Below are 21,707 nucleotides of genomic sequence, written 5' to 3' on the forward strand. Positions count from 1 at the left end.
CCTCCCGCTAGAGGCAGACGCCCGGGGCCGCAAGCCGTAAGCTGCTAAGGATGGAAAACCCATGTCGTGGACCGATGAGCGCATCGACCGGCTGAAGGAGCTGTGGAGCAAGGGCATGACGGCGAGCGCCATCGCCGACGAGCTCGGCGGCGTGTCGCGCAATGCCGTGATCGGCAAGGCCCACCGCCTTGGCCTGCAGTCGCGCCCTTCGCCGGTGAAGCCCAATGAACCGGCCCCGGCCAAGGCCGCAAAGGCGCCCGCCGCGCCGCCCGCTGCCGCTGCCGCCGCTTCGGTCGCCCCGGCCGACGCCCCGGTGCGCGAGCCCAAGCCGGCCAAGGCCGCCCCGCAGGCTGCGCCTGCCGCCCCCGCTGCGTCCGGCGCGCCGCAGCCGGCCGCTCCGGCCCAGCCGCAGCCCCGCATCGTCTCGGTCGGTCCCGGCGGCTTCCTCCGCCAGGGCCCGGGCGACCAGCAGCCGCCGATCCCGCCCGCGCCGCCGCGCCGCCTGGTGCCGGCCAAGCCGAGCGCCGAGGTTGCGGACAAGACCAGTCTGCTCGACCTCAATGAAAAGATCTGCAAGTGGCCGCTCGGCCATCCCGGCGAGCCGGACTTCCACTTCTGCGGCAAGCCGTCCAATCCCGGCTTCCCCTATTGCGTCGACCATTGCGGCGTCGCCTATCAGGCGCAGCTGCCCCGCCGCGACCGGCGTCCGCCGCCGCCGCTGCCGTTCGGCGGGCCGCGCATCCGCTAGAAAAAGGGCAGTTTTCTCCCGTTTCGTTGATCCAAATCAAAGCGATCGGCGGAACGGGAGCAGAACCTGCACGTTGATATTCCTGTGTGCCCGGCCGTCCGGCCGGGCGTGTTTCAGACCAGGAGCGATCAACCGACATGTCGCGGGACGACAGCTTTTATTTTGAACGACGCGCCGAGCAGGAAATCGAGCTGGCGCAGCATTCCAACGACAGCCGTGCCGTCCAGGCCCATTACCAGCTGGCCTCGGCCTATCTCGACCGGATCTATCCGGAGCCCGCGACGAGCGAACCGCTCCCGCAATAGTCGAATCCACCGCAAGACGAGTGACGGCGCCGCGATTGCGGCGCCGTTTTCATTTGTGCGGCAGAGAGTTAGAATAAGCCATGATCCGCCGCCTGGCTTTGCCCCTGCTGGCGATGCTGGCCGCCTCCGCACCGGCCACGCAGGACCGCGCGCGGGAACGCGACCTGATGATCCTGACGATCGACAATATGGCTGCGACCGCGGGCGCGAGCGAAAGCCGGTCCATCACGCCGCGCGTGCTGGCGGCGATGCGGCTGGTCCCGCGCCACCACTTCGTGCCCGAGGACGTGCGCGCCCACGCCTATCAGAACCGGCCGCTGCCGATCGGCCACGACGCCACCATCTCCCAGCCCTATATCGTCGCCTTGATGACCGGCCTGCTCGAGCCGGGCCCGCGCGACCATGTGCTCGAGGTCGGCACGGGCTCGGGCTATCAGGCGGCGGTGCTGTCGCGGCTGGTCGCCCAGGTCCATTCGGTCGAGATCGTGGCCCCGCTCGCCCGTCGCGCGGCCGCGCAATTGAAGGCGCTCGGCTATGGCAATGTCGCCGTTCGCGCCGGCGACGGCTATGCCGGCTGGCCCGAAGCCGCGCCGTTCGATGCGATCATCGTCACCGCCGGGGCGAACCATGTGCCCAAGCCGCTCCTTGCCCAGCTCAAGCCGGGAGGGCGCCTGGTCATCCCGGTCGGGCCCGATGCGGACAATCTGGTGCTGACGGTGATCGAGAAAGACGCGCGCGGCCGCTTCACGCGCCGCGCGGTTACGTCGGTCCGCTTCGTCCCGCTGGTGCGGGCGAAGGACTAGACGCCCCTCTTCTCCCAGGCTCCGGCCTTCAGGCTGGATATCTCCACCCGCTTCGCCATCCAGGCGGCGAGTTCATCGAAACGCAGCGGCGAATCGAACACGATTCCGACCATGCCCTCGCGATACCAGCGGATGCGGCCCTTCACCGCCCGGAAGCTTTCGATAGTGATGACGACGTTCTTGCCGACGCAGGGCCAGACCTCGAGCGCGATCTTCATGCCCGCCAGCGAGATGTCGCGCACCTGGACGCGGTGGTAGAAGCCGTCGATGCGCACGGTCGCGCCGCACGTCACCTCGAGCCGCGGCGGCCGCAGCGTCTGGCCGTTGACGGGGCGGCGGGCGGCGAGAAGTTCGCGCAAATCGACATCTTCGGCAAATTTGACGCCGACCGCGCCGTCGCGCGTCCACACGATCTCGCCGGCGATGCGCTGGTGCGAGTTCAATTCGACCACGACCCGCTCGCCGACCGCGAACGGAGCCGCGCCCTCGGCCATCAGGCCGCCGGCGGAGATGTTGCGGATCCGGCAGAAATCCTGGCGGTGATCGGAGATGAGCCGCGCCGTGGGCAGCATTCCGAGGATGCGCGCGTCGGCGCGCCGCTCGGCCGGCCGCGGCACCTGCGTGCTCAGGGAAAAAGTCGTGGTTTCGAGCGCGAGATCGCGCGGCGTCCGCCGCACCACCACCCGTCTGATGAGCGCTGCCAACATTGCGCCCTCCTTGCGCTTCGAGTCGAACCCGGGAGGGTAGCCGAACAGGGTTAAGCAAGCGTGTCGAAGCGTGTGTGGCAAGGCCGCGCCGGACGAACCGCTTGGCTTCGCAAGCTCCCCGGCCCTATAGATTCGTCATGTCCGATCTGTTCGCGTCCAGCGCCCCAGTCTCCAACGAATATGACGCCTCCTCGATCGAGGTCCTGGAAGGGCTCGAGCCGGTCCGGCGACGGCCGGGCATGTATATCGGCGGCACCGACGAGCGGGCGCTGCACCATCTCGCGGCCGAGGTGCTCGACAATGCGATGGACGAGGCGGTCGCCGGCTTCGCCAACCGTATCGAGGTGACGCTGGAGGAAGGCAATCGCCTTACCATCACCGACAATGGCCGTGGCATCCCGATCGACCCCCATCCTAAATATCCGGACAAGTCGGCGCTCGAGGTGATCCTCACCATGCTGCATTCGGGCGGCAAATTCTCCGACAAGGCCTATGCCACGTCGGGCGGCCTCCACGGCGTCGGCGTCAGCGTGGTCAACGCGCTGTCGACCGACACGGTGGTCGAGGTTGCGCGCAACAAGGAATTGTACCGCCAGAGCTACAGCCGCGGCGCGCCGACCTCGAAGCTCGAGAAGATCGGCGCCGCCCCGAACCGGCGCGGCACCTCGCTGGCCTTCACGCCCGACGGCGACATCTTCGGCGAGACCGCCAAGTTCCGCCCCGCCCGCCTTTATCGGCTGGCGCGGTCCAAGGCCTATCTGTTCGCCGGCGTCGAGATACGCTGGAAATGCGATCCCACACTGATCGACGACGACACGCCCGCCGAGGCGGTGTTCCAGTTTCCGGGCGGCCTCTACGACCATCTGAAGGAGCAGGTCGGCGCGCGCGAATGCGCGACCGCCGAATTCTTCCGCGGCACCCAGGAGTTTCCCGACCGCCAGGGCCGCGTCGAATGGGCGGTGGCCTGGCCGTTGTGGAGCGAGGGCGGCTCGTCTTATTATTGCAACACCATTCCGACGCCCGACGGCGGCACCCACGAGCAGGGCATACGCAACGCCCTCACCCGCGGCATCCGCGCGTTCGGCGAACTGGTCGGGCAGAAGAAGGCCAAGGACATACAGGGTGACGACATCGTCTCGGGCGCCGAGATCATGCTGTCGGTCTTCGTCCGCGAGCCGCAGTTCCAGAGCCAGACCAAGGACCGGCTGACCAGTCCGGACGCGGCGCGGCTGGTGGAAGCGGCGGTGCGCGACCATTTCGACCATTTCCTGACCGACAATATGGACCGCGGCCGCGCCTTGCTCGGCTTCGTGCTCGACCGCATGGACGAGCGGCTGAAGCGCCGCGCCGAGCGCGAGGTGAAGCGCAAGACCGCGACCAGCAGCCGCAAGCTGCGCCTGCCCGGGAAGCTCACCGACTGCGCCAATGACGATCCGGCGGGCACCGAATTGTTCATCGTCGAGGGCGACAGCGCCGGCGGCTCGGCCAAGCAGGCGCGCGACCGCAAGACCCAGGCCATCCTGCCGATCCGCGGCAAGATCCTCAACGTCGCCTCGGCGAACAGCGCCAAGATTGCCGGCAACCAGGAAATCGCCGACCTGATCCAGGCCCTGGGCTGCGGCACGCGCGAGCGCTGCACGATCGACACTTTGCGCTACGAGCGGATCGTGATCATGACCGACGCCGACGTCGACGGCGCCCATATCGCGACCCTGCTGATGACCTTCTTCTTCCAGGAGATGCCCGAGCTGGTGAAGAAGGGCGCGCTGTTTCTCGCCCAGCCGCCGCTCTACCGGCTCGTCTCGGGCGGGACGATCGCCTACGCCAAGGACGACGCCCAGCGCGCGGAGCTCGAGCGCACCTTGTTCAAGAACAAAAAAGTCGAGGTGTCGCGCTTCAAGGGCCTCGGCGAGATGAACCCGTCGCAATTGCGCGAAACGACGATGGACCCGAAGACGCGCTCGCTGATCCGCATCACCCTGCCCCAGGAATATGAGGAACGGGCCGCGGTGAAGGACCTCGTCGACCGCCTGATGGGCAAGAATCCCGAGCATCGCTTCCACTTCATCCAGAATCACGCGGCCGAGCTGGACGAAGAAGAGATCGACGCCTGAGGCAGCGATGACGGGATTGTGGACATTGCGGCGGGCGACCGGGATCGGCGTCGCGGCCGGCCTCGCCGCTTTGGTGCTGTGGCCGGTCTATGCCGCGTGGCAGGAAGCGGTGCGGCTGCCTTATGTCGCCGCGCTCGCGCTCTCGGCTTTCTGCGGCCTCTCGATCCTGGCCTTCACCGCGATCGACCTGGTCCAGCACCGGAAGCGCGGCCGCCGCCTGCGGCCGATCCGCGTCTTCGACCTGGTCCTGGCGCTGCTGCTGGCGGTACCGCCGCTACTCGTCCTGGAGGCGCTGCGGCCCCTGCCGTAGAGCTCAGCTCGTGACGGCGGGCGCGACGAGCGGAAAGCGCGGGATGGCGACGGCGAAGCTGTGGCCGTCGGCGCCGATCATGTGATAGCGGCCCTCCATCGCGCCGGTCGGCGTGTTGAGCGGGCATCCCGAGACATAATCGAAGGACGCGCCGGGCTCGATCACCGGCTGCTCGCCGACCACGCCCTCGCCCTGCACTTCGTGACGGCCGCCGCGGCCGTCGACGATCGTCCATTCGCGGCTGACGAGCTGGACCGCGCGCCGGCCCTCATTTTCGATGCGGACATGATAGGCCCAGAACCAGCGGCCCCGCTCGGGCTCCGACTGTTCGGGGAGGAAGCTGACGGAAACGCGCACGGTGACGTCGCGGGTGGTCGTCGAATGGGGAAAAAGAGCTTTCACAAGAGGACCTTCCACTGTCGCGTGCGCGCCGTCAACGCGTGACCCGCCTGAGCCGCTCCACGAGCCGATCGCGGGCGGCGAGGATGTCGGCCTGGCGCTCGATCAGCAGGTCGCGGGCGAGGAAATGGCGGGTGATCCGGAGCCCGGCGAAAATGTCGTCCCACTCGGCCGCACCGCCGCCAAGGACGAAGGCCGGGAGCGGCAGCAGCCGGTCGGCATAGTCGCCCGCCCCCTCCCGGCTCACCGCGCGGCCGCTCTTCGGGCTGACATAGGCCAGGTCCTCGGTGACGCCCGATGCGGCGCACTGGCTGAGATCGAGGCCGAAGCCGAGCTCGGACAACAGCAATATCTCGTAGCGAACCAGCGAGCTGGCCCAGCCCTTGGCGCTCGGCGCCGCCTCGACCGCCGACAGCAGGCCGTCGAGCGCCTCGTACAGGCGCGGATAGGGCTGGCCCTCGGGCAGGGTCGCGGCGGTGAGCGCCGTCGCCCAGTCGATCGCCGCCGCCGGCAGCGCTTCGACCAGCAGGGGCGCGCGGCTGTGCACCAATTCGACGCCGAGATGGGCGAGCTGCTCGTCGGTGCGGGCGCGATAGTCGGCCTGGACGAGGTTGCCGGCTAGCAGGACCGGGCGCAGCCGGCGCGAGCGGCCGCCGCGCACATAGCCCGGCTGGACGCCGTCGGCGGGCGTCAGCGCGCGCACGATCGCGCCATGCTCGCCATGGGGGCGCACGGCGACGATGATGGCCTGGCTCTCGATATGCATGAGCGCGTCAGCCTATCAGCGCAGGCGGGCGCGGACGAGCCTTTCCAGCCCAGTCTTGGCCAGCAACGTCTTCACGCCGGCGACGGCGCCGTCGAAGGCCGCGAGTCCGTGGCCGAGGAGGCGGTTGGCGAGGGTCGGGCGGAGCAGGAGCAGGTCGACGCAGTCGATCCTGCCGGTCGAGAACAGGCGCTTGTGCTGCCCCTCGCCTTCGGTGAAATCGAACAGGCGGAAGCGGTTCTCGGCCATCAGATCGCGCATCGCCTCGAGCTGCAGCACCGTGCCGGGCGAGAGATCCGCGCAGGCCGGGTCGTAGCCGAGATAGGCGTAGAGCAGAGTGTCACCCTCCGCGGGCGCATAGAGATAGCTGACCGGCTCCTCGTCCAGGAAGAGGATCCACGCCCGCACGGCGTCGCGTCGGGCGAGCGCGCGCATGCCCTCCAGCGCCTCGCGCCCTTCGGGCAGGCCGGCGCCGAGCAGCCGCTCCTGATAGGTCTTGGCCGAAACCGAGCGCGCGTTGCGGTAAAATTCGTCCATCGCCTCCGGCGTGGAATAGGCGCGAACGTCGATCGCGCCGCCGCTCCGCTCGGCGAAGCGGCGCAGCTTGCGCTTCAGGGTCGAGCGGGTCTTGGCCGAGAAGTCTGCGAGATAGGCGTCGTAGCCGCGATCCAGATCGGCATAGCAGCGCTGGTAGGATTGCCGCACGAACGCGATGAGGCCGGCATGGCGTCCCAGCGCGTCAGCATGGACGGCCTGGACCGCGGTCACCAGGTAACCGTCGCTTGCCCGGTCCAGCGGCGGCAGAGACGGCGTCCCGCCGGCCAGCCCCTGGGCGAGCGAGACGGGCACGCGCACGAGCCGGCGGCGGACGCGCCACAGGGTGCGCGGCCCGACGCGGAACGGCAGCGCGATGCCGTCAGCGCGCGGCATAGGTCAGCAATATCTCCAGCCCGGTCGCGGACGTCCCGGACAAAGCGGTCAGCGCCGAAGCGGGCCGCTCGTAGCGAGCCTCGGCCCAAATCTGCTCGGCGACGCGCAGGTTCGTCCGCAGCCGATCGGGCGGCAGCGGGGCCGCCTCTTGCGCGAGCGGCAGCGGACCCAGATCGGCGAAATGCGCGGTCGGAAGGGCGTCGTGCCGTTTGGCCAGGAAGCGGCACAATTTCTCGAAGCGGCGGCACAGCGCCCAGTTGGGGCGGAGGCCATCTCGCGTGGCGAGTTCGAAGCTGTGGCTGACGATCGTCACGAGCGGGTGATCGTTGGCCACCGCGTGGTTCAGGGCCGCCCGCATCTCGGCGGCGGAGACCGCGCACAATTGGAGGTGACGCAGGCGGCCCGGCCGGTCGCGCGCTTGCGTCACGGGAACGATCGTCACACCGCGGTGGCGGACCGGTGCGATCTGCGCGGGGTCGAGCGGCAGCGCGCTCGGCCAGGGATGATGGCTGCCATTGTGGCTGCTGTCGTAGCGTATCCCGAGCCGGTCTAGCGCTGCCAGCGTATCGAGGTTGGCGGCATAGCTGCCGGAGCGGAATGCGATCGGATCGGGCACGCCGGCCTCGACCAGCAAGTCGCGCGCGTCGCGGATGAGATCGTGCTGAAACTCGGGCGGGAACGCGGTCAGCTCGAAAACCGGGTCCTCGCCATTCTCGTCGCCAAGCCCGGCCCAGAACGGGTGGAGATGGAGCTGCACCTCCTGACCGGCCTCCAGAATGGGATCGACCATGCGCCGTACGGGATCGAGCCCGTAATGCAGAGCCGGCATCGGATCGACGAAGAAGCAGGCCTTGAGGCCGTGCTCGGCGAGCATCCGCAGCTGGTAGGGAATGCCGACGCCCGCCGCCGCGTAGGAGCGCTCGAAATTGTCCTGCCACGAGAGGCCGGCGGCATAATGCCGCCAGGTCAGTTCGGTATCGACCGTGAGAAGGACGGGCGTCGCCATCCTCCCTGCTTAGCCGCGCGGATGAAAATAATCGTAAATGCCGCGCGCCATCGCCTTCGAGATGCCGGGCGCCTTCTCCAGATCCTCCAGCGCTGCGCCCTTCACCGCCCGCGCCGTGCCGAAATGCATCAGCAAGGCGCGCTTGCGGCTGGGCCCGATACCGGGGACGTCGTCGAGCGGATTGGCGGCGAAGCTCTTCGCCCTTTTCTGGCGGTGGGCGCCGATCGCAAAGCGGTGCGCCTCGTCGCGCAGCCGCTGCAGGAAGAAGAGGACCGGATCGTTGGGCGGCAGCGTGATCTCGCGCCCGCCGGGAAGGTGGAAGACCTCGCGCCCGGCATGGCGATCGGGTCCCTTGGAGATGGCGACGACGGGCACGTCGTGGACGCCGGCATCCTCCATCACCTCGCAGACCGCATTGAGTTGCCCCTTGCCGCCGTCGATCAGCAGCAGGCTCGGCCAGTCGCCCTTGGTGCGGTCCGGATCCTCCTTCTCGAGCCGGGCGAAGCGGCGGCTCAGCACCTCGCGCATCATCGCGAAATCGTCACCCGGGACGGTCTCCTCGCGCTTGATGTTGAACTTGCGGTAGCTGTTCTTGCGGAAGCCCTCCGGCCCGGCGACGATCATCGCGCCGATCGCGTTGGTGCCCATGATGTGGCTGTTGTCGTAGACCTCGATCCGCTCCGGCGGGCCCTCGAGCTCGAACAGGTCGGCGAGCGCGCGCAAATTTGCATTCTGGGTGCTGCTTTCGGCGAGACGGCGATCGAGCGCCTCCTCGGCGTTGCGCACGGCCTGGCGCATCAGCTTCGCCTGGTCGCCGCGCTGCGGCACCTTCAAGGTCACCTTGCGCTCGGCGCGCTCGCCCAGCGCCTCGGCGAGCAGGTCCGCTTCGGACAGGATGCGATCGAGCAGGATGAGCTTGGGCGGCGGCATCTCCTCATAGAATTGGGTGAGGAAGCTGGTCAGCACCTCCTCCTCGGGCACGTCGTTGGTATGGGCCGGGAAGAAGCTGCGATGGCCCCAATTCTGGCCACCGCGGATGAAGAAGGCCTGGATGCACATCGTCCCGCCCTTGCAGGCGAGGCCGAATATGTCGGCATCGCCCAGTCCCTCGGCATGGACGGTCTGCGAGCCCTGGATGAAGGTGAGCGCGCGCAGGCGGTCGCGGTAGACCGCGGCCAGCTCGAAATCCATGTCCTCGGCCGCCTTGGTCATCAGCAGCCCAAGCTTCTGCTGCACCTTGGTCGATTTGCCGCCGAGGAAGTCCTTGGCGTCGCCGACGAGCTCGTCATAGCCGGCCTGATCGATGCGGCCGACGCACGGGGCCGAGCAGCGCTTGATCTGGAAGAGCAGGCAGGGACGCGAGCGATTGGCGAAGAAGCTGTCCGAGCAGCTCCGCAGCAGGAACAGCTTCTGCAGCGCGTTCAGCGTCCGCGTCACCGATCCGGCGCTGGCGAACGGGCCGTAATATTGGCCCTTCGCGCGCCGCGCGCCGCGGTGCTTGGTCACGCGCGGAAAGGCGTGGTCCTCGCGCAGCAGGATGAAGGGGAAGCTTTTGTCGTCGCGCAGCAGGACGTTGTAGGGCGGCCGGTAGCGCTTGATCAGCTGCGCCTCGAGCAGCAGGGCCTCGGCCTCGGTGTTGGTGGTGACGATCGTCATGTCGCGGGTCTGCGCGACCATGCGCTGCAACCGCTTGGTGAGGCGCGACACCTGGGTGTAGTTGGTGACCCGGTTCCTGAGCGCGCGCGCCTTGCCGACGTAGAGCACCTCGCCCTTGGCATCGAGCATGCGATAGACGCCGGGGCGCACCGGCAGCGTCCGCAGGACGTTGCGGATCGCCGCGACCCCCGCTTCGACGTCGGGCTTGTCGCTGCCGCGGACCGTGTAAGCGGATTTTTCCTCGTGGAATCGGTCGGAAGAGGTGGGATCGTTCACGAGGCGGATTTAGGGGGCCGGCGCGGCGGAGACCAGCCCGAACGCAAGAAGACCGGCCGGGCGGGGTGCGCGCGGCCGGTCATCTTGTAACCCGGAGGCCTGGCTCAGTGGGTGCGGCCGAGACCCGCGATCGTCTGGTCGACCATCGCCTTGTCGGCCGACGCGTCGTGCTGCTGCGCGATCAAAGTCGCGGCGGCGGCGGCGGCAGCCGTAGCGGCCTTGGCCCGGATTTCCTGAACGGCGGCGCGCTCGGCGGCACCGATCTTGTCCTCGGCCATGCGCGTGCGGCGCTCGACCAGGGCAGCGCTGTCGGCCTTGGCCTGCTGCACGATCGCGTCCGCTTCGTGACGGGCGCGGTCGATCATGGTCTGCGCCTCGGCGCCCGCCTGGGCGGCCTTGGCTTCATATTCGGCCTTGAGCGCCTCGGCTTCGGCACGCAGCTTGGCGGCCTCGTCGAGCTGCTCGCGGACACCGGCGATCTTCTTGTCGAGCGACCGCCCGATCGCCGCCGGCACCTTCTTCCACAGCATGATCAGGATGACGATGATCATCGCCAGCGCCACCCACATGGTGGCGTCCATGTTCAGCGCCTCGGGCTCGGCGTGGAGCGCGGCGTCGCCATGCCCCTCGGCCGCCGTGGTCGCGAGGGCGTCGCCGCCGGTATGCGGGACCGCGCCCTGCTCGCCCTCGGTGGACGCCGCGGCGAGATTGGCCGCGACCTCCGCGGACTGCGGATCGATGTTGGTGTTAGCCATTGGCCAGCGCCGCCTTCACTGCTTGCTGCGCCTGCTCGGCGGATACCGAGGCACCCGACAGCTTGGCGACCATGTCCTGCGCGGCGTCGGCCGCGACAGTCTCGATATCGGCCAAAGCGGCGTCCGCGGCAGTGCGGATCTGCGCCTCGGCCGCAGCGACCTTGGCGCCCAACTCGGTGTCAGCCGCCTTGATCTTGGCCTCGGTCTCGCGGGCCGAAGCCTCCTTGGCGGCTTGCGTCACCTTGAGGGCTTCGGCGCGATTGGCCTCGGTCTTCGCCCGATATTCCTCTTCCGTCGCGTCGGCCTGAGCGCGGGCGCTCTCGGCAGCGGCGAGATCGGACGATATGCGTTCGTCGCGCGCTTCCACGGTCGCTTCGATCTTGGGCAGCATCCCCCGGCCGATCACGAAATAGATCAGGCCAAAGGTGATCAGCAGCCAGAACAGCTGCGACGCAAAGGTTGCGTCGATTTGGGCTATCTGAGGCATCGGGCGCTCCGCCTGCTCCGGTCGTTGTTAAGCGACGAAGAGCAGGATCATGGCGACGACGAACGCCAGCAGACCGAGAAGCTCGGCAGCGGCGAAGCCGATGAAGAGACGGCCCTGCTGGCTGTCGGCGGCGGCCGGGTTGCGCAGCGCGCTCTCGAGGAACGAGCCGAACACGTTACCCACGCCGAGCGCCGCCATGCCGACGCCGATTGCGGCCAGACCTGCACCCAACAGCTTTGCGGCTTCTGCGTCCATGATAAACTCCTTTGGTAAAACGTTAGAAAAGTTGACGAAAACTCAGTGCAGGTTGATCGCGTCGTTCAAGTAGAGCGACGTGAGCAGTGCAAAGACATAGGCCTGGATCGCGCACACCAGCAGCTCGAGCAGGGTGATGCCGATCATCAGGATGAAGCTTGGAAGGCTGACCACCGGCGCGACCCACAGGGCCTCGGCGTTGATGCCGTTGATCACGAAGCCGGCGAGCACCTTCATCAGAATGTGGCCGGCGGTCATCGCGACGAACAGTCGCAGCGCGAGGCTGAACGGGCGGACCATGAACGAGACGAATTCGACCGGGATCAGGATCGGCATCATCCACCACGGCGCGCCCTGCGGCACGAACAGCGAGAAGAAGTGGAAGCCGTGCCGGGCGAAGCCGACGATCAGCACGATCGAGAAGGACAGGATCGCGAGGATGCCGGTGACCGTCAGGTGGCTGGTGACCGTGAACGGGTGGATGCCGACGATCCCGAACGGCATCATGCCGAGGATGTTGGCGACCAGGATGAACATGAACAGGGAGAAGATGTACGGCGTGAACTTGCGGCCCTTGGGACCGATGTTCGTCTCCATCATACCCGAGATGAAGCCGGTGACGCCCTCGACGGCCGCCTGCCAGCGGGTCGGGACGAGTTGGCGCTTCATGCCGCCGAGCATGAACACCCACAGCACGACCAGCGAGACCAGCATCCACATCGCGGAGTTGGTGAACGCGATCTGATAGCCGCCGATGTTGAACCCTTCGAAGATGGTCTGCACCTCGAACTGGTGCATCGGGTCGATTTTACCGCCTTCGGCCGCCACGCTTCTGTCCCTGTTCAAATAACCCAAACGCCCGAGTTTACTTCGGGCGCTGGTTGGAAAGCTTGATGATGTTCCAGAACCCGGCTGCCGTCCCGAGGAACAGCATCGCGAGCAGGAGCCAGGGGGAAGTGCCGAACAACTGGTCCAGGGCCCAGCCGATCGCCGCTCCGCCAAGCATGCCCCCGATCAAATAGGACAAGACGCGATTGCCGAGCTGCTCGTTACGATCAGCCGGCTTGCGATCTCGTCCCGTCCTCGCCGCTTCGTCGGCCTGCGCCTGCCGGAGCCGCTCATCGAGCGAAGCCAGCCGCGCATCCTCCGGAAGCTTAGGGGCCTGCCCGGGCTCGTTTTCCGTCACGTCATTCTCCCGAGGTGCAAGGCCGCGCTTTTCGCGAGGCATCGCAGGGGCGTGGGACATGCCGGCGAACGAACCCGCCAAGGCGCGGTTCCTTTAGGAAGGGGGCGAACCCGAGTCAACAGCGATGCCGCACCGGCCGGCCCGCATTGGCCATGGACGGGCCGTAAAATGACGGTAGCGTGGCGTGATGACAAGAACCGCCCTCGCCGCCGCCTTGCTCCTCTCCGCCTGCTCGGCCGAGAGCGACCCCGCCCCCACGGCCAATACGGCAGCCGTTCCGGGGTCCGCCGCGGCTGCGGCGCCGGCCGAGCCGAAGACTGAGCCGGCCAAGCCGCGCAAGATCGAGGACAAGAGCGACCTGCTCGAATTCTCTTATTCCTGGCCGGCCGAAGCCGCGGCGATCGCGCCGCTCAACGCCCGCTTCGAAGCCCAGGCCGCCGAGGCCAAGCCCGAGGCGCTGGCGACGGCCAAGGAGGATCGCGACGGCCGCGGCCCCGATTTCCCGTTCAACGGCCATTTCTTCCACGCGGAATGGGAGACGATGGGCGACACCCCTGCCCTGCTCAGCCTTGCCGGCCAGATCGCGACCTTCACCGGCGGCGCGCACGGCAATTCGGCCTATGACGCCCTGCTGTGGGATCGCGCGGCGGGCCGCCCGATCGCAGCCGCCGACCTGTTCGAGCGCAGCGAAGGGGCGTTCGCGGCGATCGGCCCGGCTTACTGCGCGGCGCTGGACCAGCAGCGCTCGGAGAAGCGCGAGGAGCCGCTTCCGCTCTCGGGCGACGGCTGGATGGTGGAATGCCCGGCGCTTGCCGAGCAGGTGATCGCTCCGGTGGACGCAAACAAGGACGGCCGGTTCGAACTGCTGCGCGTGCTGATCGCGCCTTACGGGGCGGGGCCCTATGCCGAAGGCACTTATGAAGTGGACGTGCCGGTGACGCCGGCGATCAGGAAAATGGTGAAGAAGGCCTATCAAGCGGCCTTCTAGCCCCTCCCGGCGCCCGGGAGGGGTCGAGGCTTCAGATCAGCCGCAATAGCTCGGCAGCGGCACGGGCCCGTCGCCGCGCTTCTGCCAGGCGCCGTCCGTGCCGCGATAATATTGGCCCGGCGCGACCTTGGTGCGGAACAGTTCGCAGGCAGTCGTGGCGGCGACTTCCTCGATCTTGGCGCCGCGCTTGGCGGCGAGATCGGTGTAATAAGCGCGGCGCTTGATGTTGACCGCATCCACCTGGGCGCGGAGCGCGGCCGACGGCGAACCGACGATGCCGAGATAGCCGTCCGCCTGCTCGCCGGCCTGGCCCGAGGAGCGCAGCGCCGCAGAAGCGTCGGCCTGGAACATCGCATAAGCGATGCTGGTGCCGCCCACCGTGGCCGCAAGGCCGATGCCGGCGGCGAGGATCAGTTTCATACGGCGGTTCATGTCAGAACACTCCTGGATTCTCTTTGATGAGATCTCGTACATCCTGCTGAAGACGGACGACAACCTCTTGTCTGATATTGATGTTGAGGTTGATCTCGATCGGCTTGTCGGGGGCGCTGACCTGGACGCACCCGGCCAGCGATCCCCCGACCACGGCCGCCAGCAAGGGGAAACTGGCGGCGCGAGCGCCGAGACGCACTCTCGTCAATATCGCGGCTTTCATGGCATGGACTCGCTTTCTTCAGGCTGAACGGTTGTTGTCTTGGGCGCTTCCCGCAGCACGTCGGGCAGCACGCTTTCGATGAGGAGGCTCGGATCCTCCAGCGAACGGGCGGTGGCGAGCAGGGCCCGGAAGGGACCCCGCACCGAGATGTTGAACTCGAACGGGATCTTGGCGAGCTGGCCGAGGGCCCGGCCCGCGATCATGCCGCTGATCCCGCCGGCGGAAGCGGGCGCCGCCTGGACATCGCGGGCGACGCCGTCGAGCTGGATCTCGGTCAGGAATTCGCCGTCGAGCGAGCCGTTGAGGTCGATCGAGAGGCGACTGTAGCGCAGCGACTTCAGCGCGTCGAAGGCGAGCTTGCCATAGGTGCCCAGATCCTTGTCGGTGAGCTCGCCGATATAGGAGAGCGTGCCGCCGCCCGGCCGCGCCTCGAGATGGCCGTCGACGATGCGGCCGCCGCGATCGTCGAACACCATCGGGATGACGCCGTCGAACGTGCCGGTGGCGGCGATATTGTTGAACTCGAACACCTGCACGAAGCGGGCGGCGTCCATGCCGACGAGGCGGAAGGTCAGCAGCTTCGGGCTCGGCTTGGAGAAATCGAGGATCGTCTCCTCGAGCAGAAGCTCGCCGCCGGCATAGGGCCAGCGGCCCGATTCGACGCGCACCCGCTGATCGGGGAGCAATTGGTAGCGGATCAGACCGTCGAACACGTCGATGCCGGTGCGGATGAGGTCGATATTCGCAACCTGGCCGGGTGCGGTCTGCAGGCCGAGCAGATCGGTGAAGCGGATGGTCGTCGACAAGCCTTCGACCGGACCGAAATTGGCAGCGAAATTCATCTTCTCGGTCGAGAAGGTGCCGGTGCTGGTCGTGCCCTGCGGGCTCCAGGCGATCTCGCCCTGCCCCCTCACGCTGCCGCGCACGAGGGCGACGACGCCGGTGGTGAGTCTGGTCAGCGCCTCGGGCTGGAAGCTCTCGCCAAAGGTGATGCCGGGCACGTCGAGCACGGCCCGGCCGGTGCCGGTGCCGAGATTATGGGCGATCGTGACGTCGGTGACGTGGGTGCCAGTCTCCGGATCACGCAAGGCGCCGCCGGCCTCGATCCTGTTGTCGCGCAGGGTCAGGCGGAAATTGTCGGAATCGAGCGGATAGAAGCGTGCCGGATCGGCCTGGTCGGCGACCCGAAGCCGCCCGTCGAGCGCGAGCGCGCCGTCGACGAGGCTCCAGCGACCGTTCGCCTGGCTGATCAGGAGCGGCACATTGGCGATCTGGCCGTCGCCGCCGGTGAAGGCGCCGGTGACCCCGCGGCGATCGACGCGGCCGGACAGGCTGGCGAGATCGAGCCGGTTGACATAGCCCGCGCCGCCGAGCCGGATCGCGACGTTCGAACTGGTGAAGCTCGGCCCGTCGAGGGCGAAGCGGAAACGGTCGGCGGCCAGCCGCATGGGCGTTCCGCCCAAAGTTCCGGCGAGGCGCGGCGCGCGCAGCTCCGCCCCGCCCTGCACCGCGCCGCCATTCGACCAGACCAAGGCGCGCCCAATCGGGCAGAGCGGCAGCCGCGTGGCTCCGAACCGGAAGCCGGAGGCCTCGAGCGAGCGGAAGCTGACATTGGTGCAGCTTTCCCCGAACGCGAAGCCGCCCCCGCCGACGCGGCCGCGGATCGGCACGACCAGCCCGGTCACGCGGCCGTCCCCGAGCGGGCCATCGATCAATGCGGCGGTTTCAATGCTTGTGCCGCGGCCCTCGGCCCGAAAGCGGACCGGCGCGAGCTGGAAGCGGGCGCCGCCGGCGCTCAGCGGCGCGATCCGCGCCTCGCCGCTGATCGGTCCGCCGCCGCGCGGCTGGCTGAGGCTGAGCCGCGTCGCAGGGAAACCGCCGCCGGACAGAGCGAACTCGCCATCGGTCCGAACCACGCCCAGCGGCCAATAATAAGTGACGCCCTGCCCCCCGGCGAGGCCGAGGCGGGCGCCGCTGCGGCTGGTCGCGTCGAGTCGGCTGGCTCGCACCGCGCCGCCCTCCGGCCCGTTGACCAAAGCGAAGGCGCCGTCGACATCCAGCGCGCGGCCCGCGCGTGCGGCCGCCGCGGCCAGCGCCTCGCCGATCGGCGCGAGCGGAGTACCGCCGGCGCCGGACAAAGCCTGCACCGCCGGCCGCAACGCGGCCTCCGGAACGACGATCCCGCGCGCGCCGCCATCGGCGAGCAGCGAGAGCCGGTTGCCGTCGGGCGAGAAAGCATATTGCCCGTCGATCGCCGGACGCGCCGCGCGGAAGCCGGCGATCCGGCCTTCGGCAGCGGCGAGCTCGACGCGGCCGCGCGTCAGCGCACGGGTGCCGGAAAAGCCGACCTTGCCGCGCACGCCGGCCAGCCGGTCGGCGCCGACCCGCGCCTCGCGCGCCTCGACCGTGACTCCGCCCAGCCAGCTGTCGAGCGTTTCCGGAACGGTGAGGTCGAGCCCGAACCGCGGCAGCACGACGTCGGCATCGAGCTCCGGGCACAGAATCCGGGCGGCGCCGGCGGGACCGTCCAGGGTGGGCCGGCGCGCCGTGACCGCGAGATTGGCGAAGCCGTAGGCGCGGTCGACGGCGCAGCCCGCCAGCAGCAGCCGCGGTGCCGCCATGCCGATCTCGCCCCGGAAGCCGTTGGCGAGATTGCCGCGCCCTTCGACGGCGAGGCCGATGCGCCCGGCCGGCGTATCGAGCGAGATTGCGGCGTCGGCCAGGTCGACCGCCTGGTCGGGCAGGCGGAACGGCGCGCCGGTGGGCGGCGGCAGCAGCTTGTCGATCTGGCCGAGCGAGAGCTTGCCGTCGACGATGCGGCCGAAGATGCGCACGCCGCGGGCCGTGATCAGCTCCACCTTGGGCGCGCGGAAACCGAGCGAGATCTGCACCTCGACCCAGCGCGCCACCGCGTCCGGGCGGCGCGGATCGCCGATCACGAGATTTTCCAGCCGCTGCGTGCCGAAGCCGACGCGCTTCACCTCGTAGCTCGCCTGCACGCCGCGGCGTTCGAGCTCGCGGTCGATGAAGTCGGCGGCGATCGTGCGGCGCTGCGTCCACAGGATGACGATGACGAAGAGAACCACCAAGGCCAGGCCGACGGCGACGAGGCGCCAGCCTTGCCGTCGCCGGCGCGTCACGGGCGGGTCTTCATCCTCCATCGCGCAGGCTCAGCGGCGGACGAAAAGCGTTACAGGCAGTGTAAACAGGCGCATCGCCCCTCAACCTCCGTCAGTCGGGTTACGTTCCGCCCCCGTCACCTTCTTTCGGCCGTGGACGCCGCCGTCAATCCGCCGGCGCATTTGCCTCAAGCCAGCATCAAGCTTAATCCAAGCTGATGGCGGACCTTTCGACGGACGGAAGCGGCCACCGCGCTCGGCTTCGGCAACGCCTGTTCGAGGGCGGACCCGACGCCTTGCTCGACCATGAACTGGTCGAATATCTGCTCGCTTTGGCCCTGCCCCGCCGCGACACCAAGCCGCTCGCCAAGAAACTGCTCGCGGAGTTCGGCGGCTTCGGCGCGCTGCTCAGCGCCGACGCCGAGGCGATCGCGCGCGTCGGCGACATTTCGGAAGGCGCGGCGGCGGCGCTCAAGATCGCGCAGGCCGCAGCCTTGCGCCTGCTCCAGTCGGAAGTGCGCGCGCGGCCGATCCTGGGGTCTTGGCAGGCTTTGCTCGACTATCTCCATGCCGACATGGCGCACAATCCGGTCGAGCGGGTCCGCGTCCTTTTCCTCAACGCCAAGAATATGCTGATTCGCGACGAGGCGATGTCCGAAGGGTCGGTCGACGAGGCCGCCGTCTATGTCCGCGAAGTGATGCGGCGCGCGCTCGATTACCACGCCACTGCCCTGATCCTGGTCCACAACCACCCGAGCGGCGATCCGAGCCCGAGCCAGCAGGACATCCGCCTGACGCGCGACATCGTCGAGGCCGGGCGGCACCTCCGGATCGCGGTCCACGACCATGTCATCATCGGATCGAGCGGCCACAGCAGCCTGCGCGCGATGGGGCTGATCTAGGAACTCGGGCCGGAAGAAGGGGCGGCCGCGGCCGCCCCGTCAGGTTTATTGCGGCGAGTAAGCCATCAGCTCTTCGCGGCTCACCATCCAGTCGCCGTTGGTGTCGGCCCTCGCCAGCGCGCCGGCCGTCATGTTGAGCACGTTGATCGCCGGCAGGTTGGACTGGCGGCCGGTGCGGGTCGCGTCGACCCTGGCGTTCATCGCGCCCTGGCCGTTGGCCTCCATCATCCACTTGCCGAACTCGAGCGGGGTCAGGCTGCCATTGCCGTCGCTGTCGTAGCTGCCCCACTGGCGCTGGATATCGGCCGGGCCGCCCATGCCGGTCGATGCCGCCGAACCAGTCGAGGCGCCCGTCGCCGTGCCGGTCGTGCGCATCGTGTCGGTCGCGATGCCGCCGGCGCTGGTGTCGGGCTTGGGAGCGTCAACTGTGCCGGTCTGCGTCGTCGGCTGCTGGACGGTGCCGGTGGCGGTGCTGGTGGTCGTCTGGCCGCTGGGTTGGTGCTGGTCGTGGCCTGCCGAACCCGTGGCGACGCTGCCGGGCCGCGGCTGTGACAGGTCGTCGTTGGTCGAGCTCTGCGCGCTGGCGGCGCCGGCCAGCGCCAATGCGCTCACCATCAGAATAGGCTTGATCACTGGTCCTTCTCCATCATCTTGATGTCGCTTGGAAAGTTCTCGCCTGTACGACGGCGCGTAAGCATGGTTAACAAACCCGCAAGGCCGTCGCGGCGTTCCGCGATTTCGACTGATTGCCGCTGGAGCGCGACTTTGCTAACCGCCGCGCAACACTCCAGCAGATAGGCATTCCATGATCCCTCGCTACGCGCGCGCCCAGATGACGAGCATCTGGGAGCCGGAAACCAAGTTCAGCATCTGGTTCGAGATCGAGGCCCATGCGCTCGAGAAGATGGCCCGCAACGGCGTCGTCCCCGAATCGGCGGCGCAGAAGGTGTGGGACTGGTGGGCGACCAACCCGGCCATCGACGTCGAGAAGATCGACGGCATCGAGGCAGTAGTGAAGCATGACGTCATCGCCTTCCTGACCTGGGTCGCAGAGGAAGTCGGCCCGGAGGCACGCTTCCTCCACCAGGGCATGACGAGCTCGGACGTGCTCGACACCTGCCTCGCCGTGCAGCTGAAGCGCGCCGCCGACCTGCTGATCGACGATCTCGACCAGCTGCTCGAAGTGCTCAAGCGCCGCGCGTTCGAGCATAAGATGACGCCGACGATCGGCCGCAGCCACGGCATCCATGCCGAGCCGGTCACGTTCGGCCTCAAGATGGCCGAGGCCTATGCCGAGTTCGCCCGCAACCGCGCCCGCCTGGTCGCGGCCCGCGACGACGTCGCCACCTGCGCGATCTCGGGCGCGGTCGGCACCTTCGCCAATATCGATCCGAGCGTCGAAGACTATGTCGCCGAGAAGATGGGCCTCGCGGTCGAGCCGGTCTCGACCCAGGTGATCCCGCGCGATCGCCACGCCATGTTCTTCGCGACCCTGGGCGTGATCGCCTCGTCGATCGAGCGGCTCGCGACCGAGGTCCGCCACCTGCAGCGCACCGAAGTGCTCGAGGCCGAGGAATATTTCTCGCCCGGCCAGAAGGGCTCGTCGGCGATGCCGCACAAGCGCAATCCGGTGCTGACCGAGAATCTCACCGGCCTCGCCCGCATGGTGCGCTCCTACGCGCTGCCGGCGATGGAGAATGTCGCTCTGTGGCACGAGCGCGACATCTCGCACTCCTCGGTCGAGCGCTATATCGGCCCAGACGCGACGATCACGCTCGATTTCGCGCTCGCCCGCCTCACCAACGTGATGGACAAATTGCTCGTCTATCCCGAGCGGATGCAGAAGAATCTCGACCGCATGGGCGGCCTCGTCCACTCGCAGCGCGTGCTGCTCGCGCTGACCCAGGCCGGCGCCAGCCGCGAGGACAGCTACCGCCTCGTCCAGCGCAACGCGATGAAGGTATGGGAATCGGACGGCGAACTCTCGCTGCTGGAACTGCTCAAGGCCGATCCGGAGGTCGCCGCCTTGCTCTCGCCGCAGGAGATCGAGGAGCGCTTCGACCTCGGCTATCATTACAAGCACGTCGACACGATCTTCGGGCGCGTCTTCGGGGGATAAAGGAAAAGGCCCTCTCAGCAAGTGCGGAGAGGGCCTCATTCGTTCAAGGGGACCGGCCGCCGAAAGTCAGTCCGTCAGTTCTTCCCAGAAGCCCTTCAGCTTCCTGAAGAAGTTCGAGCTCGCCGGGCATTCGTCGCCGGTTTCGGTCGAGCGGAACTCCTCCAGCAATTCGCGTTGTTTGGCGCTGAGCTTGGTCGGAGTCTCGACCTCGACCTGAATCACCATGTCGCCATGGCCGCGGCCGTTCAGCACCGGCATGCCGGCGCCGCGCTGGCGGATTTGCTTGCCCGACTGGATCCCGGCCGGAATGCGGATCTCGTGCCTGCTGCGGTCGAGCCCTGGAACCTCGATCACCCCGCCCAAAGCTGCGGTCGTGAAGCTGACCGGGCAGCGCGCGAACAGGGTCGAGCCCTCGCGCTGGAACAGGGAATGGCGGGCGATGTGGATGAAGATGTAGAGATCGCCCGACGGTCCGCCGCGCGCGCCGGCCTCGCCCTCGCCGGTGAGGCGGATGCGCGTGCCTTCGTCGACCCCTGCCGGGATCCGGACCTCGAGCGACTTCTGCTTCTCGATGCGCCCGTCGCCGCGGCAGCGATCGCAGGGATCGGCGATCACCTCGCCCACGCCGCGGCAACTCGGGCAGGTGCGCTCGACGACGAAGAAGCCCTGGCTGGCGCGGACCTGGCCGCGGCCCTCGCACATGGTGCAGCGCCGCGCCGCCGTACCCGGCTTGGCGCCAGACCCGCCGCACGGTTCGCAGGCGACCGTCCCGTCGATGCGAAGCTCGACCTGCTTGCCTTCGAACGCGTCCTCGAGCGTGATCTCGAGGTCGTAGCGCAGGTCCGAGCCGCGCAGGACATTGCTCTGCCGGCCGCCCTGGGCGCCGTTCATGAACTCGCCGAAGATATTCTCGAAAATGTCGGAGAAGGAGCCGAAATCCTGCGCCCCGCCGCCATTGCCGAAGCCGCCATTCTGGAAGGCGGCATGGCCGAACCGGTCATAGGCGGCGCGCTTCTGCGGGTCCTTCAGGCAGTCATAGGCCTGGCTGATCGCCTTGAACCGCTCCTCGGACGTCTTGCAGCCGGGATTGCGGTCCGGATGGCATTCCATGGCGAGCTTGCGATAGGACGATTTGATCGTCCGCTCGTCGGCCGTCCGGTCGACCTGCAGCAGCTCGTAATAATCGGTATTCAACATCACAGCCCCCGGGCAACCCGGCCCGCC

At 68.2% G+C, this 21,707-nt stretch carries 24 protein-coding genes; 8 read left to right on the forward strand and 16 right to left on the reverse strand.

What is annotated here, in order from left to right; all coding sequences use genetic code 11:
- The first annotated feature begins 61 nt into the window (after nucleotides 1-61).
- From SH591_RS02910 to SH591_RS02920, 3 genes are all read left to right on the forward strand, one after another.
- A complete protein-coding gene (locus SH591_RS02910; RefSeq protein ID WP_324750445.1) occupies nucleotides 62-748 on the forward strand; it encodes a GcrA family cell cycle regulator in 687 nt (228 codons plus the stop codon).
- A gap of 137 nt (nucleotides 749-885) precedes the next feature.
- The gene (locus tag SH591_RS02915; protein ID WP_324750446.1) at nucleotides 886-1,053 is read left to right on the forward strand and encodes a hypothetical protein; all 168 of its coding nucleotides are present in this window, start codon (nucleotides 886-888) and stop codon (nucleotides 1,051-1,053) included.
- A gap of 80 nt (nucleotides 1,054-1,133) precedes the next feature.
- Complete coding sequence (locus SH591_RS02920) at nucleotides 1,134-1,856, forward strand: protein-L-isoaspartate(D-aspartate) O-methyltransferase (RefSeq protein WP_324750447.1); 723 nt, start codon at nucleotides 1,134-1,136, stop codon at nucleotides 1,854-1,856.
- On the opposite strand, the gene SH591_RS02925 is transcribed toward SH591_RS02920, so the two are convergent.
- A complete protein-coding gene (locus SH591_RS02925; protein WP_324750448.1) occupies nucleotides 1,853-2,563 on the reverse strand; it encodes a PilZ domain-containing protein in 711 nt (236 codons plus the stop codon). The genes SH591_RS02920 and SH591_RS02925 overlap by 4 nt on opposite strands.
- A gap of 137 nt (nucleotides 2,564-2,700) precedes the next feature.
- Here SH591_RS02925 and parE point away from each other — a divergent pair, with 137 nt between their 5' ends.
- Nucleotides 2,701-4,677: a DNA topoisomerase IV subunit B gene (parE, locus tag SH591_RS02930; RefSeq protein ID WP_324750449.1), complete on the forward strand. Its 1,977-nt coding sequence runs from the start codon at nucleotides 2,701-2,703 to the stop codon at nucleotides 4,675-4,677.
- A gap of 7 nt (nucleotides 4,678-4,684) precedes the next feature.
- Nucleotides 4,685-4,987 (forward strand): hypothetical protein, encoded by a 303-nt coding sequence (locus SH591_RS02935; RefSeq protein WP_324750450.1) that lies wholly within the window; start codon nucleotides 4,685-4,687, stop codon nucleotides 4,985-4,987.
- A gap of 3 nt (nucleotides 4,988-4,990) precedes the next feature.
- On the opposite strand, the gene apaG is transcribed toward SH591_RS02935, so the two are convergent.
- The 10 genes from apaG to SH591_RS02985 form a co-directional block, all read right to left on the reverse strand.
- On the reverse strand, nucleotides 4,991-5,389 hold the full coding sequence (gene apaG, locus SH591_RS02940) for a Co2+/Mg2+ efflux protein ApaG (RefSeq protein WP_322830762.1): 399 nt from the start codon (nucleotides 5,387-5,389) through the stop codon (nucleotides 4,991-4,993).
- A 31-nt stretch (nucleotides 5,390-5,420) separates the two neighbouring features.
- Nucleotides 5,421-6,152 carry a DNA repair protein RecO gene (gene recO / locus SH591_RS02945; protein ID WP_324750451.1) on the reverse strand — a complete coding sequence of 244 codons (732 nt, stop codon included), beginning with the start codon at nucleotides 6,150-6,152 and terminating at the stop codon, nucleotides 5,421-5,423.
- Between the two features lie 15 nt (nucleotides 6,153-6,167).
- The gene (locus tag SH591_RS02950) at nucleotides 6,168-7,079 is read right to left on the reverse strand and encodes a GNAT family N-acetyltransferase (protein ID WP_324750452.1); all 912 of its coding nucleotides are present in this window, start codon (nucleotides 7,077-7,079) and stop codon (nucleotides 6,168-6,170) included.
- Entirely contained in the window at nucleotides 7,066-8,085 is a 1,020-nt protein-coding gene (locus tag SH591_RS02955; protein WP_324750453.1) for a polysaccharide deacetylase family protein, read from the reverse strand. The genes SH591_RS02950 and SH591_RS02955 overlap by 14 nt, the downstream gene beginning before the upstream one ends.
- Before the next feature lie 9 nt (nucleotides 8,086-8,094).
- On the reverse strand, nucleotides 8,095-10,017 hold the full coding sequence (uvrC, locus tag SH591_RS02960) for an excinuclease ABC subunit UvrC (protein ID WP_324750454.1): 1,923 nt from the start codon (nucleotides 10,015-10,017) through the stop codon (nucleotides 8,095-8,097).
- A 104-nt stretch (nucleotides 10,018-10,121) separates the two neighbouring features.
- On the reverse strand, nucleotides 10,122-10,772 hold the full coding sequence (locus SH591_RS02965; protein ID WP_324750455.1) for a F0F1 ATP synthase subunit B family protein: 651 nt from the start codon (nucleotides 10,770-10,772) through the stop codon (nucleotides 10,122-10,124).
- Nucleotides 10,765-11,259: a F0F1 ATP synthase subunit B family protein gene (locus SH591_RS02970; protein WP_322830768.1), complete on the reverse strand. Its 495-nt coding sequence runs from the start codon at nucleotides 11,257-11,259 to the stop codon at nucleotides 10,765-10,767. Before SH591_RS02970 ends, SH591_RS02965 begins: the two co-directional genes overlap by 8 nt.
- A gap of 27 nt (nucleotides 11,260-11,286) precedes the next feature.
- Entirely contained in the window at nucleotides 11,287-11,514 is a 228-nt protein-coding gene (locus SH591_RS02975; RefSeq protein WP_129383163.1) for a F0F1 ATP synthase subunit C, read from the reverse strand.
- 42 nt (nucleotides 11,515-11,556) lie between these two features.
- Nucleotides 11,557-12,342 carry a F0F1 ATP synthase subunit A gene (locus SH591_RS02980; protein ID WP_324750456.1) on the reverse strand — a complete coding sequence of 262 codons (786 nt, stop codon included), beginning with the start codon at nucleotides 12,340-12,342 and terminating at the stop codon, nucleotides 11,557-11,559.
- Nucleotides 12,343-12,379: 37 nt separating this feature from the next.
- On the reverse strand, nucleotides 12,380-12,781 hold the full coding sequence (locus SH591_RS02985; protein ID WP_324750457.1) for an AtpZ/AtpI family protein: 402 nt from the start codon (nucleotides 12,779-12,781) through the stop codon (nucleotides 12,380-12,382).
- Between the two features lie 106 nt (nucleotides 12,782-12,887).
- On the opposite strand from SH591_RS02985, the gene SH591_RS02990 reads away from it, so the two are divergent.
- Nucleotides 12,888-13,688, forward strand: coding sequence for a DUF4163 domain-containing protein (locus tag SH591_RS02990; protein ID WP_324750458.1), 801 nt, complete (start codon nucleotides 12,888-12,890; stop codon nucleotides 13,686-13,688).
- A 36-nt stretch (nucleotides 13,689-13,724) separates the two neighbouring features.
- Here SH591_RS02990 and SH591_RS02995 read toward each other — a convergent pair whose 3' ends face one another.
- Genes SH591_RS02995 through SH591_RS03005 form a run of 3 tightly spaced genes read right to left on the reverse strand, consistent with a single transcriptional unit; the run spans nucleotide 13,725 to nucleotide 17,483 of the window.
- A complete protein-coding gene (locus tag SH591_RS02995) occupies nucleotides 13,725-14,120 on the reverse strand; it encodes a YdbL family probable chaperone protein (protein ID WP_322830772.1) in 396 nt (131 codons plus the stop codon).
- Between the two features lies 1 nt (nucleotide 14,121).
- Nucleotides 14,122-14,343, reverse strand: a complete 222-nt coding sequence (locus SH591_RS03000; RefSeq protein ID WP_322830773.1) for a YnbE family lipoprotein — start codon at nucleotides 14,341-14,343, stop codon at nucleotides 14,122-14,124.
- Nucleotides 14,340-17,483, reverse strand: coding sequence for an intermembrane phospholipid transport YdbH family protein (locus SH591_RS03005; RefSeq protein ID WP_324750459.1), 3,144 nt, complete (start codon nucleotides 17,481-17,483; stop codon nucleotides 14,340-14,342). Before SH591_RS03005 ends, SH591_RS03000 begins: the two co-directional genes overlap by 4 nt.
- Before the next feature lie 197 nt (nucleotides 17,484-17,680).
- On the opposite strand from SH591_RS03005, the gene radC reads away from it, so the two are divergent.
- Nucleotides 17,681-18,364 carry a RadC family protein gene (gene radC / locus SH591_RS03010; RefSeq protein ID WP_324750460.1) on the forward strand — a complete coding sequence of 228 codons (684 nt, stop codon included), beginning with the start codon at nucleotides 17,681-17,683 and terminating at the stop codon, nucleotides 18,362-18,364.
- 45 nt (nucleotides 18,365-18,409) lie between these two features.
- On the opposite strand, the gene SH591_RS03015 is transcribed toward radC, so the two are convergent.
- Complete coding sequence (locus tag SH591_RS03015; protein ID WP_324750461.1) at nucleotides 18,410-18,997, reverse strand: EF-hand domain-containing protein; 588 nt, start codon at nucleotides 18,995-18,997, stop codon at nucleotides 18,410-18,412.
- Between the two features lie 172 nt (nucleotides 18,998-19,169).
- Here SH591_RS03015 and purB point away from each other — a divergent pair, with 172 nt between their 5' ends.
- Nucleotides 19,170-20,483: an adenylosuccinate lyase gene (gene purB / locus SH591_RS03020; protein WP_324750462.1), complete on the forward strand. Its 1,314-nt coding sequence runs from the start codon at nucleotides 19,170-19,172 to the stop codon at nucleotides 20,481-20,483.
- A 66-nt stretch (nucleotides 20,484-20,549) separates the two neighbouring features.
- Here purB and dnaJ read toward each other — a convergent pair whose 3' ends face one another.
- Nucleotides 20,550-21,680, reverse strand: coding sequence for a molecular chaperone DnaJ (gene dnaJ / locus SH591_RS03025; RefSeq protein ID WP_324750463.1), 1,131 nt, complete (start codon nucleotides 21,678-21,680; stop codon nucleotides 20,550-20,552).
- Nucleotides 21,681-21,707: the final 27 nt, after the last annotated feature.

The organism is Sphingomonas sp. LY54 (genome assembly GCF_035594035.1).
Classification (GTDB): Bacteria; Pseudomonadota; Alphaproteobacteria; order Sphingomonadales; family Sphingomonadaceae; genus Allosphingosinicella.

Coding starts and splice junctions, on each gene's coding strand:
- SH591_RS02920 (WP_324750447.1), top strand. CDS start 1,134: ATGATCCGCCGCCTGGCTTTGCCCCTGCTGGCGATGCTGGCCGCCTCC.
- SH591_RS02925 (WP_324750448.1), bottom strand. CDS start 2,563: ATGTTGGCAGCGCTCATCAGACGGGTGGTGGTGCGGCGGACGCCGCGC.
- SH591_RS03000 (WP_322830773.1), bottom strand. CDS start 14,343: ATGAAAGCCGCGATATTGACGAGAGTGCGTCTCGGCGCTCGCGCCGCC.
- recO (WP_324750451.1), bottom strand. CDS start 6,152: ATGCATATCGAGAGCCAGGCCATCATCGTCGCCGTGCGCCCCCATGGC.
- SH591_RS02970 (WP_322830768.1), bottom strand. CDS start 11,259: ATGCCTCAGATAGCCCAAATCGACGCAACCTTTGCGTCGCAGCTGTTC.
- dnaJ (WP_324750463.1), bottom strand. CDS start 21,680: ATGTTGAATACCGATTATTACGAGCTGCTGCAGGTCGACCGGACGGCC.
- SH591_RS02910 (WP_324750445.1), top strand. CDS start 62: ATGTCGTGGACCGATGAGCGCATCGACCGGCTGAAGGAGCTGTGGAGC.
- SH591_RS02950 (WP_324750452.1), bottom strand. CDS start 7,079: ATGCCGCGCGCTGACGGCATCGCGCTGCCGTTCCGCGTCGGGCCGCGC.
- parE (WP_324750449.1), top strand. CDS start 2,701: ATGTCCGATCTGTTCGCGTCCAGCGCCCCAGTCTCCAACGAATATGAC.
- radC (WP_324750460.1), top strand. CDS start 17,681: ATGGCGGACCTTTCGACGGACGGAAGCGGCCACCGCGCTCGGCTTCGG.
- SH591_RS02965 (WP_324750455.1), bottom strand. CDS start 10,772: ATGGCTAACACCAACATCGATCCGCAGTCCGCGGAGGTCGCGGCCAAT.
- SH591_RS02915 (WP_324750446.1), top strand. CDS start 886: ATGTCGCGGGACGACAGCTTTTATTTTGAACGACGCGCCGAGCAGGAA.
- SH591_RS02990 (WP_324750458.1), top strand. CDS start 12,888: ATGACAAGAACCGCCCTCGCCGCCGCCTTGCTCCTCTCCGCCTGCTCG.
- SH591_RS02995 (WP_322830772.1), bottom strand. CDS start 14,120: ATGAACCGCCGTATGAAACTGATCCTCGCCGCCGGCATCGGCCTTGCG.
- purB (WP_324750462.1), top strand. CDS start 19,170: ATGATCCCTCGCTACGCGCGCGCCCAGATGACGAGCATCTGGGAGCCG.
- SH591_RS02935 (WP_324750450.1), top strand. CDS start 4,685: ATGACGGGATTGTGGACATTGCGGCGGGCGACCGGGATCGGCGTCGCG.
- SH591_RS02975 (WP_129383163.1), bottom strand. CDS start 11,514: ATGGACGCAGAAGCCGCAAAGCTGTTGGGTGCAGGTCTGGCCGCAATC.
- SH591_RS02955 (WP_324750453.1), bottom strand. CDS start 8,085: ATGGCGACGCCCGTCCTTCTCACGGTCGATACCGAACTGACCTGGCGG.